Here is a 17,048-nt window from a genome sequence, read left to right on the forward strand (position 1 = left end):
CGACAGGAGGTCCCCATGCGGTCCACGGGCAGTCATCCGGTCCCGGAGCAGGCCCGCCCCGACGGCGGGAGCAACGGCCACACTCCGGCCGACCTGGTCGGTGCCCGGATCCGCCAGTACCGCAAGGAACGCGGGCTGACCCTGCGCGGCCTCGCGTCCCGGTCCGGGCTGTCGATCGGCTTCCTGTCCCAGGTCGAGCGCGGCATCTCGTCGATCGGGCTGACCGCGCTCGGCAGCGTGGCCAAGGCGCTGGACCGGACGGTGGGCGACTTCTTCGACGCCAGCACCGCGCCGGTCGGGGGCACCGTCACCACGTTGCCCCACCACTTCTCGCTGACCAGGGCGGAGACCACCGCCACGCAATACGTGTCGGGCCAGCAGACCTACCGGATGCTCTCCGAACGCGGGCCCGACCTGCTGCTCGAACCGATGCTGGTGCACATCGCCCCCGGCGGCCGGCGGGAGAACGCGTACGGCCACGCGGGCGAGGAGTTCGCCTACGTCATCTCCGGCGAGCTGCTCTACGAGGTCAACGGAGTCGAGCACCGGCTGCATCCGGGAGACAGCGTGCACCTGCGCTCCACGGTGCCGCACACGATGTACAACGACACCGACGCGGTGACCACCGTGGTCTCGGTCGTCACGCCCCGATTGTTCTGACGGCGGCCCCGGCTTGTTCACTCTGATGAAACAAGCCGGCAACTCCGGGCGGGCTCACCGCCCGAGACTGCGCCCCACCTGATCCATGGTGGCCTGCCAGATCGCCGAGCCGGGACCGATCACGTCGAAGTGGTCGCCGGGGAGTTCGAGGTGGGTCAGCTGGTCACCGGCCGCCCGAGCGGCCACCGCGTACCGGCGGTTGATATCGACCAGGTCCGGGCTGTCGCCCGCCCCCTGCACCAGCAGCGTGGGCACCCCGATCGGCAGTCGCGCCATCGGGTCACCGGCCGCATACCGCTCGGGGACGGTCGTCGGGGTACCACCGAGGGCGGCGCTGACCGCACCGTCCCCGAGCTGACGGCCGTCGGCCTCGGCCAGGTCCAGCACACCGGCCAGCGACACCGCCAGGGCGACCCGTGGCGCCGAGGCGGGGTCGGCCAGGTCTGCCGCCGCCCGCAGCGCCAGTTGCCCACCGGCCGAGTGGCCGAGAACGACGATCCGGTCCAGGTCCAGCGCACCGGCGTCGGTCACGACGGGCAGCACCGCCAGTGCCGCCGCCACGTCGGCGGTGGTGGCGTCCCAGCCGTGCCGGTCCGGCCGCCGGTACTCCACGTTCCACGCCGCGTAGCCGCGTGCGGCCAGGTCCACGGCGAGCGCGTCCATCAGGTCGGCGCCCCAGTACGACCGCCAGAAGCCGCCGTGCAGCAGCACCGCGACCGGCACCGGACGTGCCGTGTCCGCCGTGGGCAGTCGCAGCTCACCCCACTGGTCGGCGTGCGCGCCGTAGGCAACGCGTACCGCCGGGGACCGGTGCTGGTGCACCGCGTGGCGGATCGCCCAGGCCAACCCCCAGACGCCCCGACCGGAGAGGTGGCGAGCACCGGCGACGGCGGTGGCCACGGTGAGGTCGTACCAGACGACGTGCGGGGCGGCCCCGCTCATCAGGGACCGCGCGGACGCCGTCGGACCAGGCAGCACCACGACCGGCGCGGCGGTGGCCGCCAGCGCCGATTCCAGCGCGGCGGCAGAGTCGGCGGCCACCAGACGACCGGTGCCGCCGAGGTCGGCGGCGGTGGCCGTGGTGAGCGACTCCAGCAGGGCGAGATCGGCGGTGAGTTCCGGGCCGACCAGCACGGTGACGTCCATGGGGCTCTCCTTCAGCGACGCAGCAGGGGCAGGACGGCGGTGCCGAGCAGGTCGACGCCCCGGTCGTCGGTCAGCCCGTGCGGGGTGCCGAACTCCACCCGCCGGACCCCGGCGTCGATGAGCTGCTGGGCCTGGGCGGCGACCTGCTCGGGGGTGCCGGAGAAGGCGAAACGGTCGAGCACCTCGTCCGGGATCAGCCGACCGGCGGCGTCGTGCTCTCCCGCGTCGACCAGTTCCCCGACGCGCGCCACCAGGCCGTCCGGCAGGGTGACCGTCGGGTCCAGGTCGGCGACCACCGCGAGGTACATGGCGACCTCGGTCCGGGCCTTGGCCCGCGCCGCCTCGCCGTCGGTGTCCACCACCGTCACCGCGCCGAGGACGATGCCGACCTCGTCCACGTCACGTCCGGCGGCACGGGCGCCGACCCGGAGCCGGTCCCGGACGACCGGCACCATGTCGGGGTTCGCGCTGCCGCCCACCTTGATCTCGTCGGCGATCCGACCGGCCAGGGCCGCGCCCTTCGGTCCCCACGCGCCGATCAGCAGCGGCGGATCGGGGCGCTGCACGGCGTAGCGCAGCGCGGTCTCCGGGGCCAGCGTGAAGACCTGCCCCCGGTAGCCCTCCCGGTCACCGCGCAGCAGGCGGTAGACGACCGCCGCCGCCTCCTCGATGGTGGCCAGCGGCTTCGGCTGGGGCAGACCGACCGCGCCGAGCCAGGTGCCGCGCGCCAACCCCAGATAGGCCCGTCCGGCCGAGGCCAGGTCGAGCGCGGCGAGCTGACCGGCGATCTCGTACGGCGCCAGGCTGTACGGGTTGAGGCAGGCCGGGCCGAGGCGTACCCGGCTGGTGGCCTGGGCCATCTCCAGCAGCGGGAAGATCGGTGGCTGGTACATCAGGTCGCCGAAGACGGTCAGCACGTCGAATCCGTGCGACTCGGCGGCACGGGCCAGCCGGGCGTACGCGCCGGCAGGCTTGTCGCTCTGTAGGCCGAGTCCGATCTCGACCGTCATCAGGTGAGGTCCGCCGAGTTCATCCGGCGGCGGCAGGTGCGTTCCACCTTCATGATCAGCCGCTCCTCCGGGTCTGGGCAGGCGAAGTGCGAGTCCTGGTCGAGCCAGTCCCCGGCGGCCAGGTCCCGCTGCTTGGCGGCGAGGAAGGGCAGCACGGCGGCGAGGGCGTAGACGCAGAAGTGCTTGCCGTCAGGCAGCTTCAGGTGGGCGCTGTTGACCAGGTCGAACGAGTCGCCGACGGCCATGCCACAGACCGAGCGTCCCTCGATGCGGTCCACGGTCACCGTCAGGTCGTAGATCTCCATGTCGCCGTCCGGGCTGTCGGTCATCCTCGCTCCTCCTCGTCGAGTCGTACGATGATCTTGCCGGTGGTCCGTCGGGCGGCCAGGTCGTCCAGGGCCGCCGGGGTCTGCGCCAGCGACACCACCCGGCTGACCGGGGGCCGGACCGCGCCGGAGTCGCAGAGGTCGAACAGCGCCCGGTAGGCGTCGGCGACCGCCTCGGGGCGACGCCACGGGTACTGCGAGCCCCAGGAGAGCCCGATCAGATCGGCGTTCGCCGCGATCAGCCGGGCCGGGTCGACCGGCGGCGGCGGGCCACCGGCCGCGCCCACGCTGACCAGGCGGCCCTCGAACGCCAGGCAGTCCAGCGATCGGGCGAGCAGGTCGCCGCCGACCGGGTCGACGACCACGTCCACGCCCTGCCCGTCGGTGGCCTCTTGGACCGCCGCCACGAAGTCCTCGCCGGTGTAGTCGATCGCCACGGAGGCACCCTGGGCCCGGCAGACCTCGGTCTTCGCCGGGCCACCGGCGGTCGCGACGACCCGGGCGCCCCGGGCGACGGCGAGTTGGGTGACGGCGATGCCGACCCCACCGGCACCGGCGTGCACCAGCACCGTCTTCCCGGCGGTGACCCCGGCGCGTTCCAGCGCGAACCAGGCGGTCTGGTAGGTGACCGGCAGGGCCGCCGCGACCGTCGGGTCCACCGTGGACGGACGGGGCACCACCACGGTCGCGTCGACCGTGACGGTGTCGCCGAGGGCACCGCGCGGCAGCGCCGGGCAGGCGATGACCTCCTGACCCAGCAGGTGCTCGGCACCGGCACCGGCCGCCACCACGCGACCGGCCGCCTCGACACCCGGGGTCATCGGGGGCTCCGGCCGCACCGGGTACTCGCCCCGGCAGAGCGAGACGTCGAGGTAGTTCAGCCCCACCGCGCGGACCGCGAGCTGGACCTCACCGGGACCGGGCGCGGGGTCGTCGGGCCGCTCGGCGACCGACAGCACCCGACCGGGCTCACCCGTGTCGTAGGCGACCAGCCGCCGGATCATCCCGCCGCCACCGGCTCGCTGATCGACTCGGAGTGGTGGTGCACGATCTGCCACCGGCCGTCGACGCGGCGCAGCACGTCGGTGACGCGGGCGGACGACGGCGGCTCCTCGGCGTCGGCCCGCGCGATCAGCAGATAGCGGGCCAGGCCCACGTCGCCCCACACGTCGATGCGCTTGTCCTGCGCCGCGAGCACCGCCAACTGCGGGCGCTCACCGGCGGCGTCGCGCTGGTCGCGGTAGGCGTCCAGCTCCGCCCGCGTCCGCAGCGGCCCGGGCAGGTGGGTCTCCCAGGTGGTCACGTCGGCGTGCAGGTGCCCGTCGAAGCGGTCGCGGTCCCCGGCGAGGAAGGCCGCGTACAGGTCGTCGATGAGCGCGTCGATCAGCGCCGCGTCGGTTGCCACGATCGTCATGCCGTCTCCGTCCGGTCGTCCCGGGCGATCCGCCCGCCCTTCATCACCCAGCGCACACCCCGGAACGCCGAGGTGGCGGCGAGCGGGTCCTCGTCCATCGCGATCAGGTCGGCCAGCTTGCCGACCTCGACCGTGCCCCGGTCCTCCTCGACGCCCAGCCAGCGCACCGGGCCTCGGGTGCCGGCGTGCAACGCCCGCGCCGGGCCGATCCGCTCGGCCATGTACTCCAGCTCCCGGACCGTGGCGTTGGTGCCCTCGAAGTGCCAGAACGGCGGCATGTCGCTGCCGAGCAGCACCTCCACCCCGGCGTCGACGGCCATCGCGAAGCTCTCCAGGTGCCGGGGTCCGGCCCCGAGCGACCGGCACTGCATCCACTCCGGTACGCCCAGCTCGTCGAAGAACTCCTTGCAGCGGGTCACCAGCAGCGTCGGCACCAGGGCGGTGCCCTGCTCCGCCATCCGCGCCACGACCTGCGGGGTGAGCTGGTAGCCGTGCTCCACACAGTCCAGTCCCAGCTCCACCGCCGCGCCGATCACCTCGGCCGGTCCGGCGTGCGCGGTCACCTTGCGGCCCCAGGCGTGGGCCGTCTCCAGCACCGCGGCCAGCTCGTCGGTGAACAACTGCGGGGTGTTGATGCGCTCGTGTTCCCCGGCGATGCCGCCGGAGATCATCACCTTGATCAGGTCCGCGCCGGCCTTGATCTGGCTGCGGACGCCGTGGCGGAACCCGACCGGTCCGTCGCACTCCAGGGTGTCGCTGCTCTCGTGGCCGTGCCCGCCGGTGCAGACCAGCGCCCGCCCGGCGGTGTGGATGCGGGGGCCCTGGGCCCGACCGGCGGCGATGGCGCGGCGCAACGCGAAGTCGGCGTGGTCCTTCTCGGCGACGCAACGCACCGTGGTCACGCCGCAGTGCAGCGTGCGCCGGGCCCCGTCGGCCATGTAGTACGCCAGGTCGTGCGGCCCCATCGTCTTCACATCGTCGCCGCCGGCACCGGGCAGCGACAGCGAGAAGTGCGTGTGCATGTTGGCCAGACCGGGCGTCAGGTACGCCCCGTCCAGGTCCACCTCGCGGACCGCTCCGGCGGCCCGGGCCTCCTTCGCCACCTCGGCGTACGGGCCGACGGCCGCGATCCGGTCGCCGCGTACCCAGACGGCGGCGTCCGGCACCGGGTCCACGCCGTCCACCACGCGCGCGTCCAGCACGGTGCAGTGGGCCAGCAGCAGGTTCGGTTCGACGGTGCTCATGCGATCACTCCATAGGTCTCACGGGCGGCGTCGGCGGAGACGTATCCCTCCGCCACGTCACGGCGTACCGCCTCCGGATCCCGCAGACCCGGATCACCATGACCACCACCACCAGCGGTCAACAACGACACCCGATCACCCGCCACCACCGCCGTCCGACGCGTACTCACCCGCGCCTCACGATCCGTACCCGGAAACACCACCACCTGATTCGGCTCCGGCGACAACCCACCCGCCAACGCCCACGGCGCACTCCGCGTCTTCTTGATCACCGACAGGAACTCCCCCGACGACACGAAACGAATATCCCGCCGCAACCCACACCCACCCCGGAACCGCCCCGCACCACCCGAATCCGTCCGAATCTCCACCCGCTCGAAGAACATCCCGGTCTTGGCTTCCAGGACTTCGACCGGGGTGTTGCGGGCCTGGGTCTGGCACAGGTGGTTCGCCGGGCCGATGCCGTCGTGGTCGACGGTGCCGCCCCAGCCCACCGGGTCGTTGTTGCTGACCGCGAAGATCTGACCGGTCTCCGGGTGCGCGCCGACCATCATGAACCCGGGCACGTCACCACCACTGGACGCCGGCAGCCGCTCCGGCATCCCCTGCGCCAACGCCTTGTAGATCAGCTCCAGGGCGACCGTCCCGGTCCACTGGGTGAAGGTCGCCGCCGGGTATACCGCGTGGAACAGCGTGCCGGGCTCGGCGCGTACCCGCAGCGGGGCGAAGTGCCCGGCGTTGCTCTGCTCGGTGGGCGTGGTGATCGCCTTGAAGGCGACCCGGCAGGTGGCGATGGTGGCGCCCAGCGGCAGGTTCACCGGGCCGGGGACCGCCGGTGAGGAACCGGCGAAGTCCACGGTGAACGTGCCGTCGGCGACGGTCACCGTGGCCCGCATCAGGATCGGCTCGTCGGTGACGCCGTCGTCGTCGAGCCAGTCCTCGGCCGTCCAGGTGCCCTGCGGCAGGGCGGCGACCGCCTCGGCGGCGGATTCGGCGGCCGTGGCGATGAGCCGCTCGACCACGGCGTCCACGGTGGCCGTGCCGTGCCGGCGGTACACCTCGGTGAGTCGGCGCTCGCCGGTGCGCAGCGCGGCGATCTGCGCGTGCAGGTCACCCAGCACCGCGTCCGGCATCCGCGAGTTGAACCGGATCAACTCGTGGATCTCCCGCACCGGTTCTCCCCGGGACACCACCTTCGTCCCAGGGAAGATCAACCCTTCCTGGTGCATGTCCGTCGAGTCCAACACGTAGCCCGGGTCCTTCGCCCCCAGGTCCATCCAGTGCGCGCGGATGCAGAGGAAGCCGATCAGCTCCTCCCCGTCGGCGCCATTCGGGTCGGGCAGGAAGACCGGGGCGAACAGGGTGGCGTCGTAGCTGTGCGCCGCGTTCCAGTACGGGTAGTTGAGCAGCACCACGTCGCCGGGGTGCAGGTTCTCCCCACCCACGTATTCCACGCCCCTGGCCAGGGAGTAGTCGTTCGCGCCGAGGAACCGGGACAGCCCGGTCGACTCCGCGACCAGCCGCAGGTGGCGGTCGTAGACGGAGATGCCGAAGTCGTGCACCTCGTAGATGACCGGGTTGAAGGCGGTACGCACCAGCGTCACCCGCATCTCCTCGGCGGCGGAGGTGAGGTAGCTGCCGATCACCTCGACGGTCGCGCCGTCGACCGGGGGCTCACCCATCGACGTCCACCCCGTAGACCTCACGGGCGGCGTCGGCGGAGACGTATCCCTCCGCCACGTCACGGCGTACCGCCTCCGGATCCCGCAGACCCGGATCACCATGACCACCACCACCAGCGGTCAACAACGACACCCGATCACCCGCCACCACCGCCGTCCGACGCGTACTCACCCGCGCCTCACGATCCGTACCCGGAAACACCACCACCTGATTCGGCTCCGGCGACAACCCACCCGCCAACGCCCACGGCGCACTCCGCGTCTTCTTGATCACCGACAGGAACTCCCCCGACGACACGAAACGAATATCCCGCCGCAACCCACACCCACCCCGGAAGCGCCCCGCACCACCCGAATCCGTCCGAATCTCCACCCGCTCGAAGAACATCCCGGTGCGGGCCTCCATCACCTCGATCGGGGTGCCCCGCCCGGTGCTGCCGGAGACGTGGGTGGCGGCCTCCATGCCGTCGTGCTCTCCGGTGCCGCCCCAGCCGACCAGGTCGTTGTTGCTGACCGCGAAGATCTGACCCGTCTCGGGGTTCGCGCCGACCATCATGAACCCGGGCACGTCACCACCACTGGACGCCGGCAACCGCTCCGGCATCCCCTGCGCCAACGCCTTGAGGATCAACTCGACGGCGACGATGCCGGTCCAGAGCGTGAAGGTCGGCTGCGGGTAGACCGCGTGGAACAGGGTGCCCGGCTCGGCGCGGACCTCCAGCGGGGCCACGGTCCCGGCGTTCGACGGCTCGTCCGGCGAGGTCAACGACTTGAGGACGACCTTGCAGATCGCCTCGGTCGCGCCGAACGGCATGTTGATCGGCCCCCGGGTGGCCGGTGCCGAGCCGGCGAAGTCCACCACGAAACGCTCGTCGCTGACGGTGACCGTGACCCGCATCTTGACCGGGTCGTCGGTGATGCCGTCGTCGTCGACCCAGTCCTCGGCCGTCCAGGTGCCCTGCGGGAGGGTGGCCAGCGCGGCCCGGGTGCGGGCCTCGCCGTCGGCGATGATGTGGTCGACGGCGGCGGAGACGGTGTCCCGGCCGAACTTCTCGATGATCTCCAGCAGTCGACGCTCGCCGGTGCGCAGCGCGGCGATCTGCGCGTGCAGATCACCCAACACCGCGTCCGGCATCCGCGAGTTGAACCGGATCAACTCATGGATCTCCCGCACCGGCACACCCCGGGACACCACCTTCGTCCCCGGAAAGATCAACCCCTCCTGGTGCATGTCCGTCGAGTCCAACACGTACCCCGGGTCCTTCGCCCCCAGGTCCATCCAGTGCGCCCGGACGCAGAGGAAGCCCACCAGGTCGCCGTCGGCGTCGGCGTCCGCCGGGTCGGGCCGGAACACCGGCGCGAACAGCGTCGCGTCGTACGCGTGCGCGGCGTTCCAGTACGGGTAGTTCAACAGCACCACGTCACCCCGGTGCAGGTTCTCCCGACCCACGTACTCCACGCCCTTGGCCAGCGAGAAGTCGTTCGCGCCGAGGAAGAAGGTCAGCCCGGTGGCCTCGGCGACCAGGCGCAGGTCGGCGTCGTAGATCGACAGGCCGAAGTCGTGCACCTCGTAGATGACCGGGTTGAACGAGGTCCGGATCAGGGTGGCCCGCATCTCCTCGGCCGCCGACAGCAGATAGCTGCGGACGACCTCGACCTGCGCTCCGTCCAGTGTGGTCATGCCGACTCCTCCAGGGTGACCAGCAGGTAGCGGTGCTCGTCGACGGTGACGCGCTGGCCACTGGGCACGACCGTGGTGGAGGTGCCCTCGTCGACCAGGGCCGGACCGCTGAACGTGTCGCCCGGCTCCAGCGCCGCCCGGTCGTACACCGCGAACGGGACCACCGCGCGCGAGCCGAAGTCGTACGCGTCGCGGTGGGTGAGCAGCGCCCGGGACGGGTCACCGTCGCCGCGCGGGTGGGTGCCCAGCTCCGGGCGGGTGGTCCGGCCGATGCCCCGGACCCGCAGGTTGAGCAGTTGCAGCGGGTTGTCCATGGTGTGGCCGTAGCGGGCCCGGTGCACCTCGTCGAAGGCGCCGCGCACCGCGTCACGATCCAGCGTCGACCCGACGGTCACCATCAGGCTGTGCTCCTGGCCCAGGTAGCGCACCTCGAACTGGCGCTCCAGCACGGCCTGGTCGGCCGGCACGCCCTGCTCCACCAGCGAGGCGACCGCCTCCGCCTCGACGGCCTTGAACAGCTCCTCCAGCTCGTCCAGCCCCACCTCGTCGAGGCCGGCCATCACCGTACGGCTGAAGTCGTTCACGATGTCCGCCGACAGCATGCCCCAGGCGGAGAAGCCGGACGGCGCGAACGGCACGACGACCTCGCCGATGCCCATCTCGCGGGCCAGCAGCGGAGCCAGCAGCGGCCCGGCGCCGCCGAAGGCCAGCAGCGAGAAGTGCCGGGGGTCGTGCCCCCGCTCCACGGTGATCTGGCGGACCGCGCCCACCGTACGGGCCAGCAGCACGTCGAAGACTCCGGCGGCGGCGGCCGTGGCGTCGAGCCCGAGCGGCTGCGCCAGTTGCTCGTCGATCGCCGCCCGCGCGGCAGTGTCGTGCAGGCCCATGGTGCCGGCGAGGAACCGGTCCGGGTCCATGTAGCCGAGCACCACCGCCGCGTCGGTGACGGTCGGTCGGGTGCCGCCCCGCCCGTAGCAGACCGGTCCCGGGTCGGCCCCGGCGCTCTGCGGCCCCACCTTGAGCAGCCCCCGGTCCAGCCAGGCGATCGAGCCGCCGCCGGCACCGATGGTCCGGATGTCGTACGTCGGGATCAGCAGCGGGAAGTGCTCCAACTGCGCCTCGTACGCGGCGACGGCGGTGCCGTTCTCGATCACGCAGGCGTCCAGCGAGGTGCCGCCGATGTCGAACGTCAGCAGCCGCTCCCGGCCCAGCTCCGAGGCGAGGTACGCGGCACCGACGATGCCACCGGCCGGGCCGGACAGCACGGTGTGCGTCGGTGAGGTCTTCGCCACCGCGCTGGTCATCGAGCCACCGCCGGAGCGCATGATCAGGAACTGCCCGGCGAAGCCCCGCTCGGAGAGGCCGGACTCCAACTCGTCGACGTACCGCTCGAAGATCGGCCGGATGTACGCCTCCAGCACGGTGGTGCTGGTCCGCTCGTACTCGCGGTACTCGCGCACGATGTCGGTGGAGAGCGAGAGGCTGACCTCGGGGAACTCCTCGCGGATCAGCCGGGCCGCCTCGCGTTCGTGGGTGGGGTCCAGGAACGAGTGCAGGAAGCAGATGGCGATCGAGGTCACCTGCTGGTCCACCACCAGCGTGCGGGCGGCGGCGCGGACGCTGTCCGGGTCCAACTCCTCCACCACCCGGCCCCGGTGGTCGAGGCGACCGCGTACCCCGGCGGTGAAGCGGCGCTGCACCAGGCTCGGCGGGCGCTGGTACTGGAAGTCGTACATGTGGTCCGACGGCACGTTGCCCCGGCCGATCAGGAAGATGTCACGGAAGCCCTCGTTGGTGATGATCCCGGTCCGGCCGCCGCGCCGCTCCAGCACCGCGTTGAGTCCCAGCGTGGTGCCGTGCGTGAAGAGCTCCACCTCGGACAGGTCGGTGCCGAGCGCCTCGATGGCGGCGAGCACCCCGTCGGCGGGACGGGCCGGGGTGGTGGACGCCTTGCGGAAGCGCACCCGGTTGGTGCGGGTGTCCAGTTCCATCGCGTCGACGAACGTGCCGCCGATGTCGACGGCCAGCCGGATGGGGCGACGAGTCATGGCGTGTCGGCCTGCTTTCCGATCAGGGCGGGAAGTTCCGGGACGCGCCAGCAGGCGGCCCGGCTCGCGCCGTACGACTGAAGTTCCTGCGGCTGGGAGCGACAGGTGTCGGTGACGAAGGGGCACCGGGCGGCGAGCGCGCAGCCGGTGGCCGCGTCGGTCTCCTCCAGGTCCTTGACCAGCTCCACCCCCGCGACGGACGCGGGCGGCGTGCCGAGTCGCGGCGCGCTGGCCAGCAGTGCCCGGGTGTAGGGGTGGCGGGGGTCGTCGAACACGACGTCGACGGGCCCCTCCTCGACCACGCGACCGAGGTAGAGCACCGCCACCCGGTCGGAGAAGCCCCGGACGGTGGCCAGGTCGTGCGAGATGAAGACCGAGGCCCGGTCGGTGTCGGCGGTGACGTCGGCGATCACGTCGAGGATCTGGGCCTGCACGGTGACGTCGAGGGCCGAGGTGGGCTCGTCGAAGACGATCAGGTCGGGCTCGCCGACCAGGGCGCGGGCGATGCCGATGCGCTGGGCCTGACCGCCGGAAAGTTCGTGCGGGTAGCGCCGCAGGATGGACCGGTCGAGTTCCATCCGGTCCAGCACGGCGGCGACCCGGGCTTCCCGCTGGGCGGCGGGCACTCCGGCGGCGCGCAGCGGCTCGGCGATGGAGTCGCCGACGGTACGCCTCGGGCTCAGCGACCCGATCGGGTCCTGGAAGACGAGCTGGGCGCGGGTCCGCAGTCGACGCAGTTTCCGGCCCCGGGGCGCGGGGCGGCCCGGTTGCCGGACCAGGTGCTGACCGGTGACGGCGACGGAGCCGGAGGAGGGTGCAACCAGCCCCATGATGAGTTTGGCGAGGGTGCTCTTGCCGCAGCCGCTCTCGCCGACCACGCCGAGCGTCTCGCCGGGTGCCAGGCGCAGGCTCACGCCGCGCAGCGCGTGGTGTCCGCCGGAGCCGAAGCGGCTGCGGTAGACCACGTGCGCGTCCTCGATCTCCAGCACGGCGGACCCCGTCTCGGTCGGGCCGGGCTCGGCAGCCGGGGCGGGTACCGCCTCGTCGGTGGTGATCGCGCCGGTCTGCGGGTGGTAGCAGGCCAGCGACCAGTCGGCGGCGGGCGCGTCCGTCCCACCGGCCGGCGCGTCCATCGGGGCGGTGGGTGGACGGCTGCTGGTGCAGGTGTCGTCGGCGTGCGGGCAGCGGGCCGCGAACGGGCACTGGTGCGGCGCCTCGCGCAGCAGCGGCATGGCGCCGGGGGTGGCCACCACCGGTCGACCGCCGACGTCGGGCACCGACCGCAGCAGCGCCCGAGTGTAGGGGTGCGCCGGTTCCCGGAAGACCTGGTCGGCAGGCCCGCTCTCGACCACCGTGCCGGCGTAGAGCACCACCACCCGGTCGCAGACCTCGGCGATCGACGCGAGGTCGTGCGAGATCAGCAGGACGCTGCGGCCGTCCACGTCGGCGGCGTGCCGGAACTGGCGCAGGATCTCCCGGGTGAGCGTCACGTCCAGGCCGGTGGTCGGCTCGTCGGCGATCAGCAGACCGGGGGCGCAGCCGGTGGCCAGCGAGATCATCACCCGCTGGGCCATGCCGCCGGACAGCTCGTGCGGGTACGCCTCCAGGCGGCGTTGCGGGTTGCGGATGCCGACCGCCTCGAACAGCTCCCGCGCGGCCTCGCGGGCCCGTTCGGCGGACATGTCCTGGTGGGTGACGAGCCGGTCGGTGAGCTGGCGTCCCACGGTGCGGGTGGGGCTGAGCGCCCCGCGCGGGTTCTGGAAGCAGATCGCCGCCCCGCGTCCCCGGTGCGCGGCGAGGGCCGCCTCGTCCATCCGCAGCACGTCCGCGTCGTCGAAGCGGACCCGCCCGCTGGCGTGCGCGCCGGTGGGCAGCAGGCCGACCACCGCGCGGGCCACCATGCTCTTGCCGCCGCCGCTCTCGCCGACCAGGCCGACCACCTCGCCGGGCCGGACGGTGAGGCTGACGTCGCTGAGGGCGGCCACCTGCCGGCCGGCACGGTGGATGACCACGGAGAGGTTCTCGATGGAGAGCATGGTTACCGCCGCTTCGCGTTCGCGCGTTCCTGCAGGCCCTCGCCGAGCAGGCTGAACCCCAGCACGGAGACGAACAGGGCCAGGCCGGGCGGCACGCTGGTCCACCATCGACCACCGACCACGTCCGGGGCACCGAGGCTGATCATGGCGCCCCACTCGGCCTCCGGGATGCTGACGCCCAGCCCGAGGAAGGAGAGCCCGGCCAGGGTGAGCATCGCCCAGCCGCAGTTCAGCGGTGCGATCGTCCGGACCGGGGTGAGGCTGTTGGGCAGCAGGTGCCGCCAGAGGATGCCGGTCGTCGAGGCCCCGGAGGTCACCGCGGCGTCGACGAAGGGCAGTTCCCGCTGGGTGCGTACCTCGGCGCGGACCAGTCGGGCGTACGCGGGGGCGTTCACCGCCGCGATGGTGATGATGAGGTTGACCGTGCCGTTGCCGAGCAGGGCCGCCACCGCCAGGGCGAGGATGAAGGTGGGGAACGCCTGGAAGATGTCGACGACCCGCATGAGCACGTCGTCGATCCAGCCGCCCCGGTAGCCGGCCACCAGGCCGAGCAGCGTGCCGACCACCACGGCCAGGGCCACCGCGGCGACCGCGATGCCCAGGTCCAGCCGGGCCGCGTGCAGCACCCGGCTCCAGATGTCCATGCCGTTGGTGTCGGTGCCGAGCAGGTGCGCGCCGCCGGGGGCGGCCAGGGTGGCGTTCGGGTCGACCTCGGTCGCGCCCCACGAGGAGAGCAGCGGCGCGGCCAGGGCGGCCAGGGCGACCACGGCCAGGATGGTCGCGCCGGTGATGATCAGGATGCGGGAGAAGCGGTCGTCCCGACTGCCGGTGACGATCACCGCGTCGGCGCCGGCGTCCCCGGGGCCGACACCGCGCAGGTCTGCCATCAGATCCTCACTCTCGGGTCGAGGATCGCGTGGACCACGTCGGCGATGAGGAACACCAGCACGTAGCAGAGCGCGATCACCACAACGGACGCCTGCACCACCGGGTAGTCCCGGTACAGCAGGCCGCGCAGCGCCCACTGGCCGAAGCCCTGCCAGGAGAAGACGTACTCGACCAGGACGGTCGAGCCGATGGCGGTGCCGAAGACCAACGCGGCCAGGGCCGGCAGCCGCAGCAGCGTGGAGCGCAGCAGGTAGCCGTAGAGCAGGGTCCGTTGCGGCAGGCCGTGCGCCGCCGCCGCGGTGTACGCCTCGGAGTTGAGCACCTCCAGCGCCGACGCCCGGACGCTGCGCAGCAGCGGTGCCATTACGCCGACGACCAGGGTGAACACCGGCAGCGCCAGGTACGCGGCGGCGCTGGCCAGCGCCGGCCCGTTGCCGGTGAGCGCGGCGTCGACGAGGCCGGCGCCGGTCAGCGGGGTCAGGTTCGTGTCCGGGTCGACCCGTCCGCTGGGCGCCGGGAACCAGCCCAGCATGCTGTAGCCGACCAGCACGAGCACCAGGCCGAGCCAGAACTCCGGGATGGAGTTGCCGACCAGGGCGAAGATCCGGACGCCGTGGTCGCCGACGCTGTTGGCGCGCCGGGCCGACCAGACGCCCAGCACGGTGGCCACCACCAGCGCGATGGAGACCGCGATGACCACCAGTTCCAGGGTGGGTCCGATCCGCAGCGCCATCTCCGCGCCGACCGAACCGCCGCTCTGGATGGACGTGCCGAAGTCACCGGTGACCAGCCCGCCGAGGTAGTCGAGGAACTGCCGCCACAGCGGCTGGTCCAGCCCGAACCGGGCGCGGGCCGCCTCGGCGTCGGCCTCGCTGGCGTTCTGGCCGAGGATGCTGCGGACCGGGTCGCCGGGCAGCACCCGGACGATGAGGAAGGTCAGGACGACCACCCCGAGCAACACCGGGATGAGCTGGAGCAGCCGCCTGACGACGAAACGAAGGATTCGCATGAAGGGAGCCGGCCGCGCCTAGGCCGACCTGGTCAGGTAGCGCAACCGGGCGAGGCCGTCCATCGGCTGCACCCAGCCGGCCACCGCCTCGCGGACCGGGAGGTTGAAGTTGGGCTGGCAGATCACCACCCACGGCACGTCCTCGGCGAGGATCTGCTGGACCCGCTGCCACAGCGCGGTGCGGTCGGCCTCGTCGACGGTGGTGTGCGACCGCTCGTAGATCTGCTCGATCTCGGCGTTGGTGTAGTTCGAGTAGTTGAGGTTCGCGCCCTTGACGAAGCTCGTCGCGAGCATGTACTCGACGTCGTTGACCCAGAGCTGGCCGGAGGTGAGCTGGAGCGGGATGTTCTTGCGGGTCCGCCGCTCACCGAGGGTGGCCGGGTCCAGCGGGGTCAGCTTGAGGTTGATACCGGCCTTCGCCGCCTCGCTCTGCACCTGCACCGCGATGCGCTGCTGCTCCTCGTTGTCGGCCTCGAAGACCAGTTCCGACTCGACCGAGGCCCGACCGGCGGCGTTCAGGGCGGCGCGGGCCCGGTCCACGTCGTGGGTGAACGGGTAGCCGCTCTCGTCGTACCCGGGCATGTCCAGCGGCACCGGGCTCTTGGCGGCCCGGGCGTCGCCGCCGTACACGTTGTTGATGATCTGCTCGTAGGGCACCGCGTAGGCCAGGGCCTTGCGGACGTCGACGTTGTCGAACGGCGCCGAGGTGACCGACATCTGGATCGCGACCTGACGGTTGCTGGCCGCCGAGATCACCTTGACCCCGTCGGTGCTGCGCAGGTCCTCGATGTCGCGCTGGCTGACGCCGAGGGCGACGTCGATGTCACCGGCCTGGAGTTGCAGCCGCTGGTTCGAGGCGGCGGGCACCACGGAGATCCGGATCGTCGGCGTCTTGGGCGCGTCCGGTCCCGGGTAGCCGGTGTTCGCCGCCAGCTCGATCTCCTGACCCTGGGTGGCCTTGGTGACGTTGTAGTAGCCGCCGGTGGGAGCGTTCTTGGCGAACCACTCCTTGGCCCACGGGTCGTCGGCGGTGGCGTGCTTCTTGGCCTCCTCCGAGTCGAAGACGTACAGCGAGATCGCCTGGATCTGCCGGGTCAGCGCGCTGGGGAACGCCTGGTGGAACTCGACGGTGTAGTCGTCGACGACCTTGACCTGGTCGGCTTCGGTCAAACCGATGGTGCGGTAGACGCCGGCCACGTTCGCCTGGGCGGCGAAGGCGCGGTCCTTGGACCACTTCACGTCGGCCGCGGTCATCTCGTTGCCGCTGGCGAACGTGACGCCCCGGCGCAGCTTCAACGTCCAGACCTTCTGCTCGGCGTCCGGCTCGAAGGACTCGGCGAAGGTCGGCGTGATGTTCTGGGTGTCGAGGATCTGGCTGTCACCCGCGGTGGTGACGCCGTAGTCGATCATGTAGGGGAAGACGTTCTTGAACAGCATCAGCGCGGTCAGGTCGAAGCCGACGAAGTCCTGATCCCAGCTCGACAGGTAGCTCGACACCGCGATCCGCAGCGTGCTGGCGGTCGGGCCGCCGGACGTCGAGTCGTCCGAGTTCGAATCGCTGTTCGCGGCGCAGGCGCCCGTGGCGAGCAGGAGCGCGAAACTGCCGCCCAGTTGCAGCACCCCGCGACGGGAGAAGGCGGGCGAGGAGGGGCCCACACCAGGTGTACGTGCCATGAAGTAGTCCTCCTAGAACTACGAGGCGGACGGGCCGCGCAGCGGACCCACTCGTGTTCTATCGGATTAGGTGGAGGTGAACAAGACCCCAACCCTTGTTCACGGCGGAAGTCCCGAAAATGTCACCCTGACCCGGCCGAACGGCTGATGAAGTGCGGCGCAAGTGTTCACACAAGTTCACACAACTGATACGTACGGCTGTTCACCAGGCCCCCGCCCACCGGAGGGCG

General features: G+C 71.9%; 14 protein-coding genes. 1 reads left to right on the forward strand and 13 read right to left on the reverse strand.

Annotated elements, in window-relative coordinates:
- The first annotated feature begins 15 nt into the window (after window positions 1–15).
- The gene (locus ACIBO1_RS25595) at window positions 16–660 is read left to right on the forward strand and encodes a helix-turn-helix domain-containing protein (RefSeq protein WP_176093722.1); all 645 of its coding nucleotides are present in this window, start codon (window positions 16–18) and stop codon (window positions 658–660) included.
- A gap of 54 nt (window positions 661–714) precedes the next feature.
- Here the strand turns inward: ACIBO1_RS25595 and ACIBO1_RS25600 are convergent, their stop codons facing one another.
- From ACIBO1_RS25600 to ACIBO1_RS25660, 13 genes are read right to left on the reverse strand one after another with little or no spacing between them, the layout of a single operon-like run.
- Window positions 715–1,806, reverse strand: a complete 1,092-nt coding sequence (locus ACIBO1_RS25600) for an alpha/beta hydrolase family protein (protein ID WP_396750783.1) — start codon at window positions 1,804–1,806, stop codon at window positions 715–717.
- A gap of 11 nt (window positions 1,807–1,817) precedes the next feature.
- On the reverse strand, window positions 1,818–2,816 hold the full coding sequence (locus tag ACIBO1_RS25605) for an LLM class flavin-dependent oxidoreductase (protein ID WP_396750785.1): 999 nt from the start codon (window positions 2,814–2,816) through the stop codon (window positions 1,818–1,820).
- On the reverse strand, window positions 2,816–3,145 hold the full coding sequence (locus ACIBO1_RS25610) for a TIGR04076 family protein (protein WP_396750787.1): 330 nt from the start codon (window positions 3,143–3,145) through the stop codon (window positions 2,816–2,818). The genes ACIBO1_RS25605 and ACIBO1_RS25610 overlap by 1 nt, the downstream gene beginning before the upstream one ends.
- Complete coding sequence (locus ACIBO1_RS25615; RefSeq protein ID WP_396750789.1) at window positions 3,142–4,146, reverse strand: zinc-binding dehydrogenase; 1,005 nt, start codon at window positions 4,144–4,146, stop codon at window positions 3,142–3,144. Before ACIBO1_RS25615 ends, ACIBO1_RS25610 begins: the two co-directional genes overlap by 4 nt.
- A complete protein-coding gene (locus tag ACIBO1_RS25620) occupies window positions 4,143–4,556 on the reverse strand; it encodes a nuclear transport factor 2 family protein (protein ID WP_396750792.1) in 414 nt (137 codons plus the stop codon). The genes ACIBO1_RS25615 and ACIBO1_RS25620 overlap by 4 nt, the downstream gene beginning before the upstream one ends.
- Window positions 4,553–5,800, reverse strand: a complete 1,248-nt coding sequence (locus tag ACIBO1_RS25625) for an amidohydrolase family protein (RefSeq protein ID WP_396750794.1) — start codon at window positions 5,798–5,800, stop codon at window positions 4,553–4,555. Before ACIBO1_RS25625 ends, ACIBO1_RS25620 begins: the two co-directional genes overlap by 4 nt.
- Window positions 5,797–7,482: a hydantoinase B/oxoprolinase family protein gene (locus ACIBO1_RS25630; protein ID WP_396750796.1), complete on the reverse strand. Its 1,686-nt coding sequence runs from the start codon at window positions 7,480–7,482 to the stop codon at window positions 5,797–5,799. The genes ACIBO1_RS25625 and ACIBO1_RS25630 overlap by 4 nt, the downstream gene beginning before the upstream one ends.
- Window positions 7,475–9,163, reverse strand: coding sequence for a hydantoinase B/oxoprolinase family protein (locus tag ACIBO1_RS25635; protein WP_396750798.1), 1,689 nt, complete (start codon window positions 9,161–9,163; stop codon window positions 7,475–7,477). The genes ACIBO1_RS25630 and ACIBO1_RS25635 overlap by 8 nt, the downstream gene beginning before the upstream one ends.
- A complete protein-coding gene (locus ACIBO1_RS25640; RefSeq protein WP_396750799.1) occupies window positions 9,160–11,211 on the reverse strand; it encodes a hydantoinase/oxoprolinase family protein in 2,052 nt (683 codons plus the stop codon). The genes ACIBO1_RS25635 and ACIBO1_RS25640 overlap by 4 nt, the downstream gene beginning before the upstream one ends.
- On the reverse strand, window positions 11,208–13,247 hold the full coding sequence (locus ACIBO1_RS25645; RefSeq protein ID WP_396750801.1) for a dipeptide ABC transporter ATP-binding protein: 2,040 nt from the start codon (window positions 13,245–13,247) through the stop codon (window positions 11,208–11,210). The genes ACIBO1_RS25640 and ACIBO1_RS25645 overlap by 4 nt, the downstream gene beginning before the upstream one ends.
- Window positions 13,248–13,249: 2 nt before the next feature.
- The gene (locus ACIBO1_RS25650) at window positions 13,250–14,134 is read right to left on the reverse strand and encodes an ABC transporter permease (RefSeq protein WP_131054862.1); all 885 of its coding nucleotides are present in this window, start codon (window positions 14,132–14,134) and stop codon (window positions 13,250–13,252) included.
- A complete protein-coding gene (locus ACIBO1_RS25655) occupies window positions 14,134–15,144 on the reverse strand; it encodes an ABC transporter permease (RefSeq protein WP_396750805.1) in 1,011 nt (336 codons plus the stop codon). Before ACIBO1_RS25655 ends, ACIBO1_RS25650 begins: the two co-directional genes overlap by 1 nt.
- 18 nt (window positions 15,145–15,162) lie before the next feature.
- Window positions 15,163–16,818, reverse strand: a complete 1,656-nt coding sequence (locus ACIBO1_RS25660; RefSeq protein WP_396750807.1) for an ABC transporter substrate-binding protein — start codon at window positions 16,816–16,818, stop codon at window positions 15,163–15,165.
- Window positions 16,819–17,048: the final 230 nt, after the last annotated feature.

This window comes from Micromonospora sp. NPDC049903, assembly GCF_044460945.1.
GTDB lineage: Bacteria > Actinomycetota > Actinomycetes > Mycobacteriales > Micromonosporaceae > Micromonospora.